The 19,027-nt window shown below is 70.4% G+C and carries 7 protein-coding genes and 1 pseudogene; 7 read left to right on the plus strand and 1 reads right to left on the minus strand.

Going from position 1 to position 19,027, the window contains the following annotated elements; translation table 11 throughout:
- Positions 1-744 precede the first annotated feature (744 nt).
- The gene (locus ACFV2X_RS40055; protein WP_385626229.1) at positions 745-14,607 is read left to right on the plus strand and encodes a hypothetical protein; all 13,863 of its coding nucleotides are present in this window, start codon (positions 745-747) and stop codon (positions 14,605-14,607) included.
- A gap of 92 nt (positions 14,608-14,699) precedes the next feature.
- Positions 14,700-15,107 carry a hypothetical protein gene (locus ACFV2X_RS40060; protein WP_385626230.1) on the plus strand — a complete coding sequence of 136 codons (408 nt, stop codon included), beginning with the start codon at positions 14,700-14,702 and terminating at the stop codon, positions 15,105-15,107.
- 73 nt (positions 15,108-15,180) lie between these two features.
- Here the strand turns inward: ACFV2X_RS40060 and ACFV2X_RS40065 are convergent, their stop codons facing one another.
- Positions 15,181-16,110: an AraC family transcriptional regulator gene (locus tag ACFV2X_RS40065; RefSeq protein ID WP_385626231.1), complete on the minus strand. Its 930-nt coding sequence runs from the start codon at positions 16,108-16,110 to the stop codon at positions 15,181-15,183.
- 161 nt (positions 16,111-16,271) lie between these two features.
- Here ACFV2X_RS40065 and ACFV2X_RS40070 point away from each other — a divergent pair, with 161 nt between their 5' ends.
- The 5 genes and pseudogenes from ACFV2X_RS40070 (at position 16,272) to ACFV2X_RS40090 (ending at position 18,788) form a co-directional block, all read left to right on the plus strand.
- Positions 16,272-16,664 (plus strand): ester cyclase, encoded by a 393-nt coding sequence (locus ACFV2X_RS40070; protein ID WP_385626232.1) that lies wholly within the window; start codon positions 16,272-16,274, stop codon positions 16,662-16,664.
- Positions 16,665-16,916: 252 nt separating this feature from the next.
- Positions 16,917-17,669, plus strand: coding sequence for an SDR family NAD(P)-dependent oxidoreductase (locus tag ACFV2X_RS40075; protein WP_385626233.1), 753 nt, complete (start codon positions 16,917-16,919; stop codon positions 17,667-17,669).
- A gap of 62 nt (positions 17,670-17,731) precedes the next feature.
- Positions 17,732-18,046 (plus strand): annotated as a pseudogene (locus tag ACFV2X_RS40080) (response regulator transcription factor); the annotation flags it as partial.
- 63 nt (positions 18,047-18,109) lie between these two features.
- Positions 18,110-18,421 carry an SDR family NAD(P)-dependent oxidoreductase gene (locus tag ACFV2X_RS40085; RefSeq protein ID WP_385626234.1) on the plus strand — a complete coding sequence of 104 codons (312 nt, stop codon included), beginning with the start codon at positions 18,110-18,112 and terminating at the stop codon, positions 18,419-18,421.
- Between the two features lie 13 nt (positions 18,422-18,434).
- Complete coding sequence (locus tag ACFV2X_RS40090) at positions 18,435-18,788, plus strand: SDR family oxidoreductase (RefSeq protein ID WP_385626235.1); 354 nt, start codon at positions 18,435-18,437, stop codon at positions 18,786-18,788.
- Positions 18,789-19,027 lie beyond the last annotated feature (239 nt).

Consider the following 19,027-nt stretch of genomic DNA (forward strand, 5'->3'; position numbering starts at 1 on the left):
CGTGGTATGTCTGCGGATGAGGCCAAGGTATGGGGTGACCGGCTCGCGGAGGCACGCCGCAGTGGTGACTCGGCCGCTGAACAAAGGGTTCAGGAGGGTGTCTTCAGCCGTCTGCGTGAACTCGTCCCGCCTGCTGACAGGGCGCGGGAGCAGGTGGTGAAGGAGTCTTCGGACTTTGGTCCCAAGTCCAGTCGTCCCTCGCCGCTTCCGGGGGTGAGGAGTGCCACTCCTGAGGAGGCGGGGCAGGGTCTGGCCCGGCATGCCGAGAGTCGTGGTATGTCTGCGGATGAGGCCAAGGTATGGGGTGACCGGCTCGCGGAGGCACGCCGCAGTGGTGACTCGGCCGCTGAACAAAGGGTTCAGGAAGGTGTCGTCCAGCGCTACCGGGACATGGACCTCGCTGCTGAGAGGGCGCAGAGGGCCGCGATCAGGGAGATGCTCGACAACCGGCCGCGGACCGGTGGCCAGAACGGCCGGTCCACGCAGTTCGAGGACTCCGGGGGCGGGGGCCGCAGCGGTGGCGAGGAGAGCGGCGGTAGGGCACGCCCCGGAGAGGAGAAGCCGGGAGGGGGAAAGCCGGGAGGGGGAAAGAGCGGTGACTCATCGACGAAGCCGCCGTCGGCCGAATCTCCCGCTTCGCCGTCCCGACGTGGTCCTTCCGGATCGCGCTCGGGGGACGGCAGTTCGCCCTCCGACCCGCAGCAGGGCAGGGGGTCGGGGCGTGGTTCGTCCACGGATGTGGCAGTGGCGACCCGCGAGGACCAGGAGGGGCGCGGCGGCGACGGCGTCCTGAGTCCGGAGCAGCGGCGGCAGCGCGACATGTGGGTGGACATCCATAACGAGGCCCGGTTCGGCCGGCCTCCCACCACCTCGCAGCCGGACGGCGGCGGTCGGATCGGCAGCGGCAGCGGAAGAAGCGCCGATGCGCCGTCACCATCCAGGGACAGGCCCGTCACCGAGCCCCCCGCCGCATCGGGGCACCGCGGCTCCGGCTCGAAGGCCGGGGACGAGGTCCGGGAGTCCTCGTCCGGCACGTCGCGGCCTTCCGGGGAAACCGTTGGCCCGAAGGCCGGTCCGCAGCCGCCATCGGCAGGCGACAGCGGCATCCACTCGGCCCGTACGCCGGACAGCCATCGCCACCGGGACAACACGGGCACAGCAAACCCCGGCTCACGCGGGATGTTGAGCTCCGAGGAAGCGGGACAAGGCCTCAGCCGTTACGCCCGTGACCGCGGCATGCCCGCCGACGAAGCGCGCGCCTGGGGGGAGCAGTTCTCCGACGCTCACCGGGCCGGCGACAGCGCAGCCCAGGCACGCGTACAGGAAGGCGTCCACGATCGCCTCCGCCAGATCGATGCCACCAGGGAGGGCAGCGGCACGGTCAGGGAGACAGGGGAGGAGACCTCCGTATCCGCCCTGGAGCAGACGGACCAGATCGTGACCCGGTTTGCGCAATCGCAGGGCATGCCCTTGCGGGAAGCGCGGGTGTGGGGCGAGCGGTATGCCGACGCACGCGGCTCGGGCAGTGGCAGGACGGAGCAGCTCGACCGCGAGTTCCACGACCGTCTTGATCAAATACAGCGCGAGGCCGACCTGGAACGGCGGCTCAACAACCGGCCGGGGGCCAGGGGTAACACGGCGCCTGCGGCGACCGGTGGCGGCAAGGGCGACAGCACGTTGACGTCCTCCACCAAAGCGCCCGCCGCCGAACGGGAGCAGGTCGGTGAGAGCGCCCCGGGCGAGCGCCCCGCGGTCTCTGCCGTGCCCGTCACGACACCGGGCACGAGCACGACCGGCCCGGCCACCGCGCCGGCGGAGGACTCCACCTCGTCCGACCCGGCCCGCACGCCGCCGCACGCGACGCACCCCGGCACGGACACGGAGGAAGGCGGCCGTACGAGCGGACAGCAGGAGAGCGGTGAGGTCCCGGTCACGCGTCCGGGCACGTACACGGCGCCCACCACGGGCATCGTTCCCGCACCGGCCGTTCCTGCTCCCAGCCAGCGTCACCCGGGCGCGGCGCGTTTCGACATCGACGCCGCCCGGGCGCGGCTCGACGATCCCGCCGTGGCGCCGGAACGACGGGAGGAGTCTGTCCTGTGGGCCGAACGCGCCGTGCTGGACCGCATACAGCACGTCGCACCGGACGAGAACCCCATGGGCGTCGTGGCACGGCCCGAGGAGGTCGTGGAACTCGTCGCCTCCGAACACCTGCGCGCCGGTCACCTGCCCGCGACCGCCCTGCTGGGCTCCCTCATTCAGGGCCCCGCGCCCACCGCGCAGCCCGCACCGCAGCCGCGGTCACGGCCCGCGCCGCAGTCGGAGCCGGAGCCGGAGGCCATCGCGCGGCCGCAGCCGGACTCCGAGCAGCCACCGACCCTGCCAGCGCCTGACGTGGAGGTACCTGCTTCGCGGGCTGACCAGGTCTCCACGTCTGTGACGGAGCCGACCGCAGTTGGTTCCGACTCGCCTCTGGTGGCCGCGTCCAGTGCGGAGACCGTCCTGCCCGGGTCCTCGGACGAGTCTCCGGAATCCTCCTCGTCCGCGGTGCCGGGCTCTGCTGGGGAAGGGGAAGACCGGCTGGGGTCGGAGTCTGAAGGGCCGGACGTCCTCTTCGCGCCGCCGGCTCGTGGGGCGGGGCTGGATCCGATTCGTGACTGGCCGCGGATCTCGGAGAGTGGGGGGTCGCGCCGTTCTTCCGCGCTGCGTGCCATTGATCGGGCGGTGTCGCGGTTGCCGCGCGATGCGGGGACTGAGGATTTGCGGCGTGTGCTGGTCAGCGTGACGGAATGGAAGAGTGACAAGGGGCCGGAGAGCAGGCGGTGGGATGCTGTTTCGCGTCTGGAGGCGGCGGTCCGCGACAGGATGGATCAGCTTGCTCCTCCTGCGCGTGTTTCCGTCCGCGACAGGGTGGAGCAGCGTGCTTCCGGGCGTACGCCTGTGCGTGGGGGCTATTCCGCCCAGCCTGGGCCTTCTTCGCGGCGAGGCGAGCCGCCTGTTGTGGCGCCGCTGGTTTCTGCCGCTCCGGGAGCGGTGGAGGGGTTCGGTCCGGCCAGTGGGTTGGAGGCCGAGCTGCACCGGTACCGGGTGGAGCTGCCCCGTGGCGCGGAGGTCGAGGAGTTCGGCGACATCGTGGAGCTGCCCGGGCTTCTGACGATCACGTTGGACAAGGCTGGGGGAGTGCCGGTCCCTGAGATCGTCACGAAGCCGGCTCGTGGTCTGGCGCGAGGGCCGGCGGACGGCCGGGCCGAACGGTCCGAGGTGCACGCGGCCGTCAACGACGTGATGTCCCGGCTCCGGCACGCGAGGCCGGGAGCGAGAATCGGGCAGATCTTCCCCGAATCGGCAGGATATGTAGTGGATCCCCTCGCGGAGGATCTGCCGGTAAGGATCAACGAGGCCGGATACGCGACGCTGGTGCATCACACGGCGACCGCTCCGACCTCACGACTCGTGGCGTTCATCGAACACGTCAGGGGCCGTATGCGGCGTGAGTCCCCACCCGTGCAGATCGCTCATGCGGATGCGGGCGCCGGCCTTGCATTCGGTGCCTGGGCCCGTCAGGACTTCGCACGCTGGCTCAGCCAATACCCGCGCTGGGCCGATGCCGCGAACCCGTGGGACGGCGACGAACTGGAAGGTGTGATCGCGCTCGGATACACCCAGGTCGCCGCCACTGTGCGAGGAGCAACGCTCGACAGGACACAGCGGCCGAAGGACCTCACTGCGGTGGCCTCCCGCGATTCTCTCGCGGCCCTGCGGAGCAGCCTTGGTGAGGGGCTCCGCGCGTATCTTGAGCATCGGGCGCGGAGCATCGCCGCCCGCTTCGCCGAGACCGTCGTCAGGGGCGGGAGCGTCCTCGACCTGCCGCTGACCATGTCACGCGGCCTGTTGCGCGCGACGGTCGGCCAGTACCTCGACAACCTGCTCCTGCACAGGCCGGAACGGTTCGTGAGCCAGTACGAGGCACTGGGGATCCGTACCGACTTCCGCACACTGGATGCCAATCCCGACCGCCGAGGTCGGGCGCTTATTGTTCCTGCCGTCGTGAGGCTCGAGGCCCGGAGCTACGCGTCGATGGAGCAGACTCCGCAGACCATCGAGCGCGACAGCGACACCCTGGCGGTCCTCTCCCTCAACCTCTACAACGAGGCGAGGCTGGATCACGGACTGCCGCCGGTCGGCCGGCCCCTCGCCCCCGCCCAGCCCGACTTCCTGTTCGCGCCGCCCGCCACGACTGCGCCGTCAGTACGACCGGCCGGCAGCACGGTGCCGGCGGGACCCGCCCCTGCCCCTGCCCCGTCACCCACTCCTCTCCCGCCGGCTCTCGTGGAGACGGTGGCCGGGCTCGTCGCGATGGACGCGGACGCGCGGGCACGGGAGCTGGCGTCGCTGCCGTGGCGGGACCGGGAGCTCCTGGCTGCTAACCGGGCGTTCGTGGAGCAGTTGCGTGCCGGCTTGTCCGTGGAGGACTTTACGGCGGTGGCGACGCGGTTGCTGGTCGTCGTTCCTGACGGTGTGGAACAGCCCGAGGCCGCCCGGGAGGAGGCGGAGGCCCTGGTCGCGGACATGCTCGCCGATCCGCAGATCGCGGTGGCGTTGCTGACCGGGGGCCGTCGCCTCGTCGTGGTGCCCCGGAACCGGCCGATGACGTCGCTTGAGGAGTTCGCCGGGCTCAAGGGCCGCCACCATCCCGGAGGAGACCGGTCGTTCGACGTCGCACGGGGACTCTTCGACCGCCGCCGTGGTCTGGTCGGCGTCGGTGAGGAGAACCTGCTGGGTGAGAGCACCGACGTGCTCGGCGACGACTTCTACGACGATGGGTACTCCGTTGCCCGTCATGAGTGGGCGCACGCGATCGAGTCGGTGCTGAGCGCCGAGGACCGGCAGTTGATCCGCGACGTGTTCGAGGCGAAGGTTGCCGCGGTCCCGGCCGCTCAGTGGCCGGACGGGCCTGTCCCCAACCACTCGTCCAGCAACGCACACGAGTATTTCGCGCAACTCAGCAATGCCTATCTCGGTGCGAACACCGGCAAGGACTCCAACTCGCGGCGCCGCCCGCGCAACAACGGGTCGGACTGGGTGGAGCAGCACGACCCGGCGCTGCTGCCGCTGCTGCGCAGGCTCTACGGCCCTGGCCGGCCCTCGAACCTCGGCAGCAGGGACAACCCCTACATCCTCACGGGCTTCCGCCAACTGTGGGACCGAGCCGAGGGCGAGCTGACGGGACGCGCCCTGGAAGAGCCTGAAGCGGAGCTGCCTACGCCACCGGCCCGCCAGTCGGAGGCGCCGGAGGCGCCCGAGCCGGCCGACGCGATCACCCGCCCACTGCCTGTGGACGTGGGGGCCCTGCTGGCTCCCCCCACCACAGCACCCCGACCCCGGCCGCTGCCGGTGTCCGCGATGATGACGGAAAGGGAGTTCAAGCAGAGTACGGCGGCACCCGGGCTGCGCAGCAGCTCCAGGATCGCTGACATCGACGAGGAACTCAGGGCCTTCCATGCCCTGCCCGGCAGCAGACAGGGCGCCCGTCTGCTCGCCCTCAAAGCCATCGCCGAGAGCTCCCGCGCCTACGTGGCCCACAAGCAGGGTGAAGGGTCCCGCGTCGAGGGCACACAGCGGCTCGCCCAGCAGGCCGAGGCGGCGATGCGGCAGCTCAACCCCGAGAACGTCTTCCGGGACCTGCTGACCGAGATCGACGGGGCCCTGAGGGCAGGGAAGAACCCCGACCTCGACGTTCGGAGTCCGGCGGGTGAGGCTCAGAAGGCAGCCCAGGCCGTTCCTTCGGACCGATTCCACGCGATGATGAGCGACTATGTCCACAAGCTGGGCAGGCTCCGCGACGACCGCACGCTGCCCGCGGAGACTCGCGCCGTCATTGAGGAACTGATGGCCGTAGAACCACTGGTGACCGTGATGCAGTACCCCCGGGGCGGCATGCCGGGCATCAAGCTCAACAGCACGGGAGACGGCGCGGAGTACACCTTCAACGTCGACCCTCAGGTCAGAGGCGGTACCTCCTTCCTGCTGGGTCACATCGCCCACGAATTCACTCATGTCGTGGCCCATCAGGCGTTCGGCAGCAGCCCGGTGATGGAGCTGGTGCGATCTGGGGCGACCGACGCGGAGGTCGGTGCGCTGGCGGCGGAACGCAGGCGGACTCTCAACGATCTCAAGACGGCCTTGGCCGGGGACCGGGAGTTCAGCGAATTTCAGCAGACAATGCTGCAGGAGAAGTTGGTCTACGGCGCGCAACCGCGCACGCTGGAGCGGTACGCGTACAACTTCGAGCGGTCGGGGAAGATCACCACCGCACAGAAGGAACGCCTGGTCGGCTGGGGGAAGGCGGCCGGAGACGCATCCGGCACCTTGGTCGAGTACGACACCGTGCTCAACCAGATGCTGATCTATTTGCACATGTGGCAGACCAGTCAGAACAATCCCTTCTACGTGCGGTTGCGGGCAGCCGCTCAAGCTGCCTACGAGCGCCGCAGCGACGCCCGTGGGCGTGGTGAGTCCTCGTCTGGTGAGCCGATTCTGTTTGCTCCTCCGTCGAGTGGTTCCGGGTCGCGGTCCGCGCGGCGATCGCCGGGGCCTACGCTGATCACGTTCGACGATGAGGGTGAGGCCGATGAGGTGGCCTGGTCCCAGGTCGAGGGGGCGTCGTGGTACCGGCGGCTGCCGTCGGTTCAGCGTCGGCGGTTGCGTGCGACGGAGGACTACACGCCGCTCGATGAAGCGCTGGACAGGATGCGTAACACGGTCGTGGCTGCCGTGGACGGCGGGGCGGGCCGGGAAGACGTCAGTCTTCTTGCTGATCTGTATGAAAGGCGGGGAAACCTCAGTGCTTTCGATCCGGTGATGCAAGCCCCGTTGCAGCAGAGCGTGCGGAGGCGGACGGGGTCGCGCGAGTTGTCGTTGGTGCGAGGCTCGGTCACCGGCTTCGGCCGGCATGTGGCATACACGGATGTGATCGTTCCGCATCCTGGTCCGTGGGCGATGGATTCCACGGCTGAGGGTCTGGCGGCCGCGCTTGAGCATGTGCTGGGTGCGCACAGCACGGCGACGGTCATCACGGACAACGAGATGAGGGGCAACAGCCAGTCGGGAGAGCTGCGGCGCAATATCGATGCGATCAATGCGCGGAACGCGGGCAGGCGCGGATATGTGCCGCTTGTCGTGGAGGTGTCCGCGCTGGACACCTGGTACGAGGAGGACAACCGCCGGTGGGTGACCACGGTGTGGGGTGTGCCGATGCGGCTGCGTCATCAGTCCCCCTTCGCCCAGGTGACCGTTACCCGAGGCAGTGAGGCGTCGGCCGGTCCTTCCACCGGGCCGGGCGAGTCCTGGGAGTCGGCGGACGTTCTTCTGGCACCGGCGCCTCTGCGGGCGGGGCAGACCGAGGAGACGACGCGCCCCGCAGCCGTCGAGGCGCAGGCTCCCAACACCGGGCAGCGGCCCCTTTCTCAGGAGGAGCAGCTGGCCGAGCGGGGGCTGACGCCGGTGTATGTCCTGCCGGGTGGGGACGTGCTGGCGCACGCGCTGACCGCCGTCGCGCCGGCCGAGAGTGGCCGACTGGCGGGGCACAGCTGGCCCGCCGGTCCGGAGGAGCTGCGGGCCGCGCTCGCCGACGCGCTCGCCGCCGATCTGGGACTGCCGCCGGACGAACAACGGCTGTGGTCTGCGGTGGCAGGTCAGACAGGGCCGTCGGGAGCTCCGCTCGTGACCGCTTTCGGCGGTTCCGCGGACGAGGCCGTCCGTGCTCTGCGGACCGGATCAGGCCCTGAGGCCACGGACTGGCTCACTCTGGCCGTGGCCGCGCCCGTCCTGGGGCTGCGTCTGACCGTGCTGACGCCGGACGGCTCCCTCTGGACGACCGGCCCGGAGACCGGCCGGCCGGTCGCCCTTCTCCAGCAGGAGGACCCCGCCCCCTACACCGCGCGATGGGCGGCCACCGAACCCACCGCCCAGGCCCGGCAGGCTCGACGGCCCGACGTGTCGCAGCTCGCGGGTACCTCGGGTTACAGCTGGGGCACCACGTCCGCCGACAGCAGTACGTCTCCTGGCACCCCCACGCGTGCCGCTGCGACGGCGCCGTCCTCGACGGCGCCGGCAGACCCCGGCGCACGCACCGGAGGGAGTCCGGCGAGGCCGACTGCCGCCGCTTCCGGCGACTCGGCGCGCCCGGCGGTGTTCTTCGGCTCCGAACCGCGGCCGAGCACGCCGGATTCCAAGCGGGCCGGTACCTCCTCCGGTGCCCCGGTCACCCGGACACCTCCGGCCCAGGTCGCGGAGACCAGCGAGGTCTCCGCCCCGGTCGCGGAGAGCGCCCTGACGCCCCCACTCGCGGAGGAGACCGCCACACACCCGCGAACGGCCCGGGACACGAGGGACGGGCAGGACACGGACGCGGTGACGATCCTCGACGTGCCCGCCGACGACGGGATGGACGTGGTCCCCGCCGTTCCCGCGGAGGAGGAGCCGCCGCGCACCCTGTCCCCGTACGCGCTGACCTACGGCGCGAGGTTCGACGGCTCCGTGGGGCTCGCCCTGTACGAGCCGCTGTCCGAGGACGTGCTCGGCGCGCTCCACCAGCAGGTCCTCGACGGCCTGGGAGTGGAGCCCGGCAGCGCGGCCGATGGTCCGGTGCGCGAGGAACTCGCCGCCGTACTCAGCCAGTCGGAGATCGCCCGGGAACTGCCGCAGGTGCGCAGCGCCCGCGGACACCGCGTCACCGTCACCGTGGACGGCCAGGAACGCACGATCGATGTCCGGCTGCGGCTGACCGACCCCGAGCTTTCCTCCCGCGCGGGCACTTCCGGCGAGGTTCCGCGCCGGACGACCCTGGAGCGGCAAGGCGAGGGGGGACAGTCCTCCTCCAGGAGCTCGGGCTCCGGCACCATGCGGACCGTGCCGATCCCGTGGATCGGGATCTACGACGGTCCGGCCGGGCCGCTGCGCTGGTTCGACGGCGCCCTGGTGCTCAGCCTGACGCACAACCAGTCCTCCGAGTCGTCCACGGTCAGCGACGGCCTGACGGCCAGGAGCATGCAGCGCGCCAACGATCCGGCACACGCCGTGCAGTACACCAGCCGCTGGCAGATACGGATCGACACGGACCGCAACGCTCCGGTGGACGCCTGGAGCCCGGAGCGGGTGGGGGGACCGCTGACCGTCTGGTTCCCCGAGCACCGGGTCTTCGGCGACGGCGGCGCCGGGCCGCTGCCCGAGCCGGCCGGTCTCGGCGACCTGCCGCTGTGGGGCGTCGACGAGGTCCTCGATCCGGGCAGGCTGCTGGACGAACTGCGCGCGGACGAAGGTTTCACCGTGCTGAACAACCTGGGCGCGGACTCCCACGAGGAACTGGAGGAGTTCCTCTCCGAACGGACCCTCAGGGGCGGCCTGCCGATGATGCGTGACGGCGGCGTCCACTCGCCGGTGCTGTTCGACCGGCACGGCGACTCGCTGGGCGTGCTCCGGCTCGAAGCCACCGTGCTACCCCAGAGGCCCGCCGCCGGGACACCGGACGGAAAGTTCTCCCTGGAGTCCTGGCTCACCCAGAGCTCCGGTGTGGAGCAGTCGTCACGGCTCACCAGTGGTGTCGCGCTCGACGGCAGCGGCGGGCCCATGTTCACCCCCGACCACGAGGTCGGCCATCCGGACGCGGCCAGGCTCATGGGCGGAAGCATCATGGCCAAGGCCGGCGTGTCCTGGCAGTCCGGTGACGCGCTGAACACCAGCAGCTCCGTGGCGCTGATGCACGCCCTCTACACGACCAGCAGCCATCTGGTCACACCGGCGGACATCACCTACCGCGTCACGCTCATCCGCTCGGGCGGCGGCGAGATCACCGGCTCCTTCGGCCCCTGGCCGGACGGTGTGTCCCTGCGGTTGCCGCAGCGGAGCACCACGACCGGTCACGTTCCCACGCCGGAGGAGCGGCGACGGCTCCCCGAGCACCTGGAGAACCTGGAGAGCATCGGATACTCCGCCGTGCCCGTCGCCCCCGAGGGCACCGGGCCGATGTTCGACCGGGCGGAGACATGGCTGCGGCGCGAGGGCTTCCTGCCGCCGGCCGAGCGCGAGTCCGTCTTCAACGAGACCCGTGCCGAACAGCAGTTGGAGAATCTGCGCAGGTTCGCGCAACTGCGTTCCCGGCTCGGGCAGGCCGCCGCGATGCCCGACGCGGTCGATGGGGGCAGGCCCTTGTGGTTCGAGCTCCCCGACCACGTGAGCGGCGGCACGCGCCGCGTGCAGCTGCGGTTCTCCGCCACTCGCGACCGCACCCCGCCCGGGGCCCAGGCGGAGGCCGGGCTGCCGCCCGCCGCGCACGTCCGGCGGTTGCCGGACGTGGATACCGTGACCTTCCTTTCCCTTGAGGCGCGCGGCGGCCGGCAGCGCAGCAACCAGTTCGGCGGCACCGTCGGCGCCGGAGGCGGTCCGCGCTTCCCGGTCGACGGTGGCGCCGCGGCACTGGACGCGACCGGGGACTACACCTGGGGAAGGCGGCACGAAACCGCCACGAGTGCCGGATCCGCGTCCGGCGTCGACCCGTTCAACATCACCTTGGACGCAGGCACCGAACTCTTCGAGATTCCGGCTCTGTTCACGCTGGATCTCTACGAGGGCACCGCCGAGGAGCCTACGGTCCGGTTCGCCGCCGAACCGACGCCCGAACCGGCGCTCGGGGCAGACCCCGCGGCGATCCAGCCGGCCGTACCCGCTCCGCCGTTCGCCACCGGACGCGTCCGCCTCGTGGTGCCGCATCACCGCACCTTCCCGTGGGACTCGCGCCCCGTGGTGTCGGCCGCGCCGCACCGGGTCCGCGCGCCCATCACCGGGGGCGGGCAGGACGACGACCACGTGCGGCTGGGCCTGACGGACGAGGCGGGGCGTCCGCGGGAGGGGCTGCTGAGGCTGCCGGACGACGCGAACGTGGACGTCTTCCGCGGCAGCGCGGCCCTCCAGGAGGCGTTCCGGCAGATTGTCACCGGCACGTATCCCGGTCATCCGGCCGTCGGCACGTTCGGGCAATGGGCCGAGGCAGCCGCGAGCCGGTTGCCGGGTGCGGTGACCGGCCCCGGCAACCGGCTCTGGGAGTACTTGACCGGTACGGCGGTCGAGGACCAGCAGGCGTTCGCGGGGGAGGCCCTGTTCCAGCAGCTGAGGGTTGCCAGCCTGCTCGCCCGCGCCGGGCAGATCTTCAACGGCGGTTACGTCATGGAAGGTCTGACCCTGCCCGGGTTGCTCGCCGACCAGGAGCTGTCCGTGGAGATCGCAGGATATCTGCACCATCCCACGTACCACGGTTCGTACAACACCTACACGGAAAGCAACCTGGCCGCCAAGGACACGTCCGCGCAGGGGCGTTCCGTCACCACCTCCCACCAGTACGGCGGCGGACTCGGCGCGCTCCAGTCGCCGCCCCCGCCGGCCTCCGACGGCACGCCGCAGAGGGCCTCGCTGGCCAACCCCAGCGTGCGGGGGGCCTACACCCACCGCACAGCCAGGACGAGCGAGCGGTCCGCCAGCTCCTCGGTCGTACGGACCCCGACGCAGGCCGCGGAACACCACCTCATCGGAGCCGACGCCACTCTGCTCGTGACCCTCCGTCAGGGCACCCGGAACGTCGCCATGAACGTCGCGGGCCGGGGCGGACGCGAGGACATCACCCTCGCGATCGACCTCCCGCGCGCCGTCCGGTTCCAGCTCTCCGACAGCCAACTGGTCCGCTTCGAACACTGGTTCACCGGCGTGGTGGAGCTACCCCGGCCGGTTGTGCAGCCGGACACGGTGCCGTTGCCGGAGCACTACGTGGTAAGCGGCGACATCGGTTTCGCCAGCGTCCTGTCCGTCACCCAGCTCGACGACCCGATACGGCGCAACGAGAGCCGCGACCGGCTGCGGCGCGAACTGCTCACACTGGTGGAAAGGGAAGCACCGGGCGTGACCCGACCCGGGCATTTCGCCTATCGGATGGGAGTGGCCGCCCGTATCGCCGACATGACCTCGCCCGCCGGACTGCGGGCGCTTCCGGGCCGACGCAGGGTGAGCCTCTGGTTCCGCCACGCCGGACGGCACGGCAGCCGTCTCGTGGAGGTCGCTCTCTCCGCCGAGCCTGTGGCCCAGCCTCCGGCTCGACGGGAGGTCCGCGGCCGGCCCGCCGGCGCCGGGGTGGGCATAGACCAGATCGCTTCCCATGCCCCGGGCAACCGCTCCGAGTCCGAGACGGTTACCCGCTCCCTGCAGGTGTCGGCGAACCCCATCTCCCGGTACCCGCGTCCTCAGGCACGGTCCGGCCGTACCGACCGGACCGGTCCCGTGCTGTCCGGCACCGGGACCCGCGGCCGGAGCTCGCGTACCGCCCGCGCAGCGCAGGACACCTACTGGGCCAGGACCGAGAACGCCGCGGACTTCGACGACATCGGCTACACCATCACCGCGACGGTGCGCGCGGAACTCCTTCAGGACTGGCCGCCGGATCTGGTCGGCGGAGCCCTGGAATCCGGCCTGCTGACACTGTCCGATCAAGACGGCGGCGCACTGATCGCCCGAATTGGCAGACTGCTGCGCGGAAGGCCCGCCCACCAGGTCCGGGTCCCGGTGGCGGTGTCACTGCGGTTCGCCGGCTCGGAGGCCGTCGCACCCCGCCGGCACGAACCGGCGGTGCGGCCCCGTATCACTCAGACCGACCCACGGCTGCCCGCGCCGCAGGCTCCACTTCCGCTCGGCGGGCGAACCTTCATGGCCGGGTCCCGGCTGATCCCCACCGGCGCCACCCCGGTGTACGGGTTCAACGCCTTCCAGGAGCTGGCCGAGGCGCTGCGCACGGTGGCGCCGCGGCTCTCCGGCTCGTGGGGCCTGACGGCCGACCTGACGCCGGAGGCGGCGGCGTTCCGCCTGGGGGAACTCGTGCAGGCCGGGGAGATCCCCGTCGAGGCGCCGCGCACGGCGGCGGGTCTGACCGACACGATGCCCGGTGCCTGGCCCGTCGAGAGCGAACCGGTCACCCCCCGCCTCCAGGTGACGCTGCACAATCCGCGGCCGATTACCGAGGCGGACGACATCGCGGTCGACCGATTGCGGGTGACATCGCACTCGGTCGGCAGTTCCGTGTCGGCGGAATCGACCGCCGGTCTGGGCTACCAGTGGACCCAGAGCGGCAACGACGAGAACATGCACCTGGTCAGTTTCACCCTGCCCGTCCTGAACCGGCAGCCCCTCTCGCGTGCGGGTGGCGTCTCGGGCTCCGCCGGCGGCTGGGATCGCGTCAAGACCGGTTCCTCCGCCGCCTCCGGGACAGAACCCGCCACACGCAGCTACGAGACCATGGTGGACGTGGTGATCACCGTCACGGGGGAGGAGACCCGCTACGTCATCGGCAGCGCGACCGCCCGTGTCTACGAGCGTGACCTGCTCGGCTACGGGGTCACCGCGCCGCGCACCGCCTCCCAGGTGTACGACCTGTCGTCGATGCTCTCCGAGCAGCCGAACGACACGCTGCGGAACTGGCGGACGCATCCGGTCACCGAGCTGCCCGCGGTGCTCGCCCGGGGACTGGACGAGCGGGAGAACGCCGCTCAGCTCTGGCTCCATCTGGGCGCCGACCCGGACGGCACCGCGCTGGCCCGCGCTCTGTACGTCGGGTCGCGCACCGCGGTGGCGGCCGGCCGGCCGGTGGAACTGGTGGTGCGCGGAGCGACAGGACTGCGGTTCTGGCCGTTCGGTGCCGACGGTTCGCTCGTCGACCTCACTCCGGCCACCCAGGACACCTGGAACCGGCTGCGCGCCGCGATCGTCACGGCCACCGACGCCACCGCCGCCGAGGCAGACCAGGTCGCCCGGGAGACGGAGCTGGTGCCGAGGGAGGCGGAGGCCGAGTCGCGACTGGCGGACTCGCGGCGGGAGTTGACCACCGCGACCGAGGCGCGGGACGCCGCCGCGGCGGCACACGCCACCGCCAGGTCCGCCCGCGGCTCCCTCGCCGATCGTCTCCGCGACGCCGAGGCGGCACGCGCGGCCGCCGAGGAGGAGGCCGCGCCACACTCGGCGGCGGTCACGACGGCGGAGCAGCGGCTCGCGCAGACGGAGCAAGCCGTACTGGACGCCCGGCGGGAGGTCGACCAGGAAGCCGCCCAGCTGCGGCTGCTCACCGCCGACGGGCATGAGCCGACACCGCAGGCGGGTCCCGGTCCCCGGGCCGCACTGGCCGAAGCACGTGCCGAACGCGACAGCGCCCGTGGCGCGTTGGGCCGCGCGCAGGGCATGGCCGACGTGGCCCGGAGGGCGGTGGATCGCGCCACCGAGAGGGTGGGAGACCTGCGCGACCGGCTCGCCGCCGCCGACAATCAGATGCGGGAGGCCGCTACCCGGGAGCGTGACGCCGAGGACGCCGTCATCCGGGCCACTTCGGCTCGGGACCAGCACTACCGGGACCACCGGCAGCTTCAGGAGGAGCTGCGCGACGTCCGCCGGCAGCAGGCCGACCAGCAGCGTCTGTGGGAGGACGCCTGGAGGGCCATGCCCGGCCAGTCGGGGATGCTGAGCGCCGACCGCTGCCGGGAGGGGGTCGGCGGAGCGCGGTACCCGCTGGGCTCGCTCTCCTAGCCAGGTCGGCACGACGAAGGCCCGGAACGGTTGAGTTCTGAAGCACGCTGAGTTTGTTGGAGGCTTCTGACCTTGGAAAAGAGCATGGGGTTATGGCGAAGGAACAGGCGCCAGAAGGCAGCCGCGGTGCGGATGGTGAGGACGGTGGCGCAGGGGACGGGTGCAGCGCGTCTCGACGCAGCTCGGTCCGGTTTCTGACGGCGGGTCTGCTGCTGTGGGGCTTGGCCGAACGCCGCCACGAGCCGCGGCTGACGGCTCTTCGGTGGCGGCGGGCCACGCTCGTCGGGGTGCTGCTCTTCTCCGTGGGCATGGGCGGCGTGGCGTTGGCCGAGGAGTATGTCGACTCGGGCACGACGGCCCTGTTCATCGCCACGATTCCGCTGTGGAGCGTGCTGCTGAACACCGCAGGGGGACGGCCGTCGGTTACGCCCTGCCGACCCCCACCGCGGCACTTCCGGTACTGCAGTGGCGTTCATGGTGCGTGTCCGCGTAGCTGGTAGTGGTGCCGGCGGGCGCTGTGCTGGTGTCTTCGTCGCCGGTGTGAGCGGCGCAGCTGAGCTGAGGACGCCTTCTTCAGTTTCTGTTCGCGGTTGAGTGCGCTGGCTGTCGTGCTTGGTTCCGGAACTGTGCGGGCGATGAGCCGACCACGCGGCGGAACGCGGTGCTGAACGCGCTCTCGGACTGGTAGCCCGTGGCCCGTGCGAGCTCGGAGATCGACAGGGTGTCGCGGGCGAGGGCGTCGCGCGCGAGGCTCATGCGCCATTGGATCAGGTACTCCAAGGGCGGGACCCCGACGTGGCTCTTGAAGGTCTGGGCGAACGCGGAACGTGACATGTGGCTGATCTCGGCGAGCTCCTTGAGGCTCCAGGAGTGGGCCACGTCCGCGTGCACGGCGCGCAGGGCGGCACCGATCCCGTCCTCGTTCAGGGCGCTCAGCCAGCCGGTGGGCCGGTCTGTCTGACCGGCGTGAGCACGCAGCATGTGCACGAGCAGGATCTGTGCGAGATGGTTCTGCACCAGCGGGCCGCCGGCGGCGGCGACCCCGACCTCGGTGGCCAGGAGATCGATCAGCTGCGCGAGCCGCCCGCCATGAGGATCGCCCACGCGGACGATCACCAGCGGCGGCAGAAGGTCCGTCAGGAGGGCCGCGTTCTGGTCGTCGAACGCGATGTGCCCGACGCAGAGGTAGAGGTCCTCCTCGGACTCGGGGCCGATCCGCACGAACCCGTCCTCGGCAGCCGCCCACACCTGCTCCGCAGGGCGCGGGCTCGCGTCGAGTGTGCCGGCCAGCACGTAGGGCGGAGGGTTGCCCAGCATGAAGGTGTCACCCTCATGCAGGAGCACCGGCTCGTGTCCTTCGAGGATCAACCAGCACGTGCCGCGCACGAGGCCACCGATCCGCACATGCAAGAACGTGTCGAAGCGCAGCGCCCACTCGCCCGCGGCCCGGAGACTGGGCCCGATCACCGTGCGGGGCCGGAGCAGGCTGATCGCGTCAGCCACTGGATCCCGGTATCCGAGCACCGACGGCACCTCCTGGACGATACGTAAAGAATTGTGGACTCTGCATCATGGATAGTACTCCACTGCTCCCGCATTATCGATGTCGCAGGTCAACCATGAGCACACAAGTACAGCCCGGACGCCGGGTGAGAAAGGCAGTCATGTCCGACTTCAGCATTCGCGAGTTCTACGACCGCTACTGCGAGGCGCTCAACGCGCATGAGTTCGACCGCATGGACGAGTTCGTCAACGAGTCCATCCTCTCGCACGGCGAGCCGGCCACTCGCGCGGACGTAGTCGCGGCGCTCAAGAGCATCACGGACGCGGTCCCCGACATGTACTGGGAGATCAAGGAAGTGGCGATCCACGGTGAAACCCTGGCCTGCCACTCCGTCAACCACGGCACCCCCACCAAGGAATGGCTCGGGGTGGCCCCCACTGGCGCTCCGATCGAGATCGACGAGTTCGCCTTGTACCGGATCCGTGACGGGAAGTTCGTGCAGATGTCCAACGTCCACGACGTCGAGGCCCTGAAGAAGCAGCTCGTGGGCTGACCCAGTCGGGCTCAGCCACGCAGAGCCCGCCGCGTGCGGCCGGTGTCGAAGGCTACGTCTCAGTGGTCTTCGCCGTCGGCGCGGCGGCCGTTCGCGAGGTGTCAGCAACTGGATCCCGGTATCCGAGCACCGACGGTACCTCCTGGACGATGCGTAAAGAACTCTGGACTCTGCATCATGGATAGTATCCGTGATCTCCCGCAGTATCGATGTCGAACGGATCGGCAACGAGAAAGTGATGGAGACACTCACATGGGACAGCTCGAAGGCAAGACGGCGGTGGTCACGGGGGGCAGCACCGGTATCGGTCTGGCCACCGCCGTACGGCTGGCGGACGAGGGTGCGTACGTGTTCGTCACCGGGCGACGCGAGGTCGAGCTGGAGGCCGCCGTCAAGACCATCGGAACGGACCGGGCCACCGCGGTCGTCGGCGACATCGCGAAGCCGGAGGACCTGGACCGGCTCTACGAGGCGGTCCGGGCGCGAGGCCAGAATTTGGACGTGCTCGTGGCGAATGCGGCGATCGGTTCGTTCATGACGCTGGAACAGACCACCGAGGAGCACTTCGACCAGACCTTCGCGGCCAACACCCGAGGCACGCTGTTCACCGTGCAGAAGGCGTTGCCGCTGCTCAACGACGGAGCCTCGATCGTCCTGGTCGGTTCGACGGCCGCTGACCGTGGAATGGAGGCGTTCGGCGCGTACGCGGCGTCGAAGGCGGCCGTCCGGTCCTTCGCGCGGACGTGGTCCACCGAGCTCAAGGGCCGTGGCATCCGGGTCAACGTGGTCTCGCCGGCATGGATCGAGACTCCCGGGGGGACCGCCGCCTTCGGCGACGAGGAGACCGCCCGGGCCATCAAGGAGCAGGTCGCCGCGACCGTGCCCAAGGGCCGCATGGGCCGGCCCGAGGAGGCCGCCGCAGTCGTGGCCTTCCTGGCCTCGGACCAGAGCAGCTACGTCGTCGGCGCGAACGTCTACGTCGACGGTGGCGAGAACCAGACCTGAGGCACCACACGGTGGGTGGCATCTGAAGCGTCCCAGCTTCCATGCCGCTTTCCACGCGCCGGCTGCTGATCGAGGCGGTGCATGCCGCGGCCGGAGGGGACTCTCTCATCTCCCCGTCTGTCGCGGTGTGGCTTCTGGAGCACCTGAGCCCACCGCGGCACACCGAGAACTCGGCCGCCACACAGCGACTGAGCCCGCAGGAGCACAAGATCGTCCGCTTCGTGGCGCGAGGGCGCACGAACAACGAGATTCCGGAGAAGCTGACCCTCTCCCTGAGCACAGTGAAAAGCCACTTGAGCCGGATCCAGGACAAACTGCGGGCCCGTAACCGTGTGGAGATCGCTGCGGGGGCGTGGGAGCACGGAGTCGTCAACTGACGTGAACGCAAGGCGCATGAGCAACAGTCGGTCTCTTCCGAGACCGCAAGGCTCGACAGACGTATGACCGATTCCCGCGCCTCGGCTGGTGTCGCCGTCGTCACCGGTGCATCCTCCGGGATCGGCGCCGCGACCGCCCGAGAACTCGCGGCGGCCGGACTCGCCGTGGCACTTCTGGCTCGCCGGCTCGATCGCATCCCGGCCATCGCAGAGGAGGTCGGCAACGGCGCGATTGCCATCGAGGCGGACGTCACCGATCGCGCGTCTCTCGTCGCCGCGGCCGACCGCGTACGAACCGAACTCGGCAGAGCCACCGTGCTGGTGAACAACGCAGGTGTGGCGCTCGTCGGGCCCTTCGGCAGCGAGGCGGGGTGACGATTATCGGCGCATGATCGAAGTGAGTCTCCTCGGCACGATCACAGCCACTGAGGTCTTCCTCGATCAGTTGAAAGCCGCCGCGCACGCCGACATCGTCAACATCAGTTCCGTGGCCGGCCGGCGCGCCGAACCCGGCGGCGGCGTGCACGCTGCGACGAAGTGGGGTGTCAATGGATGGAGCGAGTCGCTGCGCCTTGAGCTGAAACCAAAGATCCGCGTCACATTGATCGAGCCAGGCGGCGTCGCCACGGAACTGCCTCGTTGTCTTCGCCGTGACGAGGCACCCGCGATTCGCGGTGCACGAGGTCCTGGTGCGCCCGGCCGGGCAGGAGTTCTGAACGCGGTTCACCCGCGGGCGAACTGAGCTATGAGCACCCAGCGGACCGCGGACGTAGTCCCGCATGCGCCACCGCAGATCCGCCCGACCGAACCGGCCTCCCACCCGCTCCCGAACACCGACTCCAACTCCCCAGTCCAGCAGCCGACCTCAGCCACGCCCTTCACGCCTGGTCAACGACGATCACTAGCTCAGGGCCGCACCGCTGCCGGAGTACTGAACAGGCGTGCCTCCCTCTCACACAACCGCCGTATGACGTTTGTCAT

The sequence above is a fragment of the Streptomyces sp. NPDC059679 genome (assembly GCF_042734105.1).
Classification (GTDB): domain Bacteria; phylum Actinomycetota; class Actinomycetes; order Streptomycetales; family Streptomycetaceae; genus Streptomyces.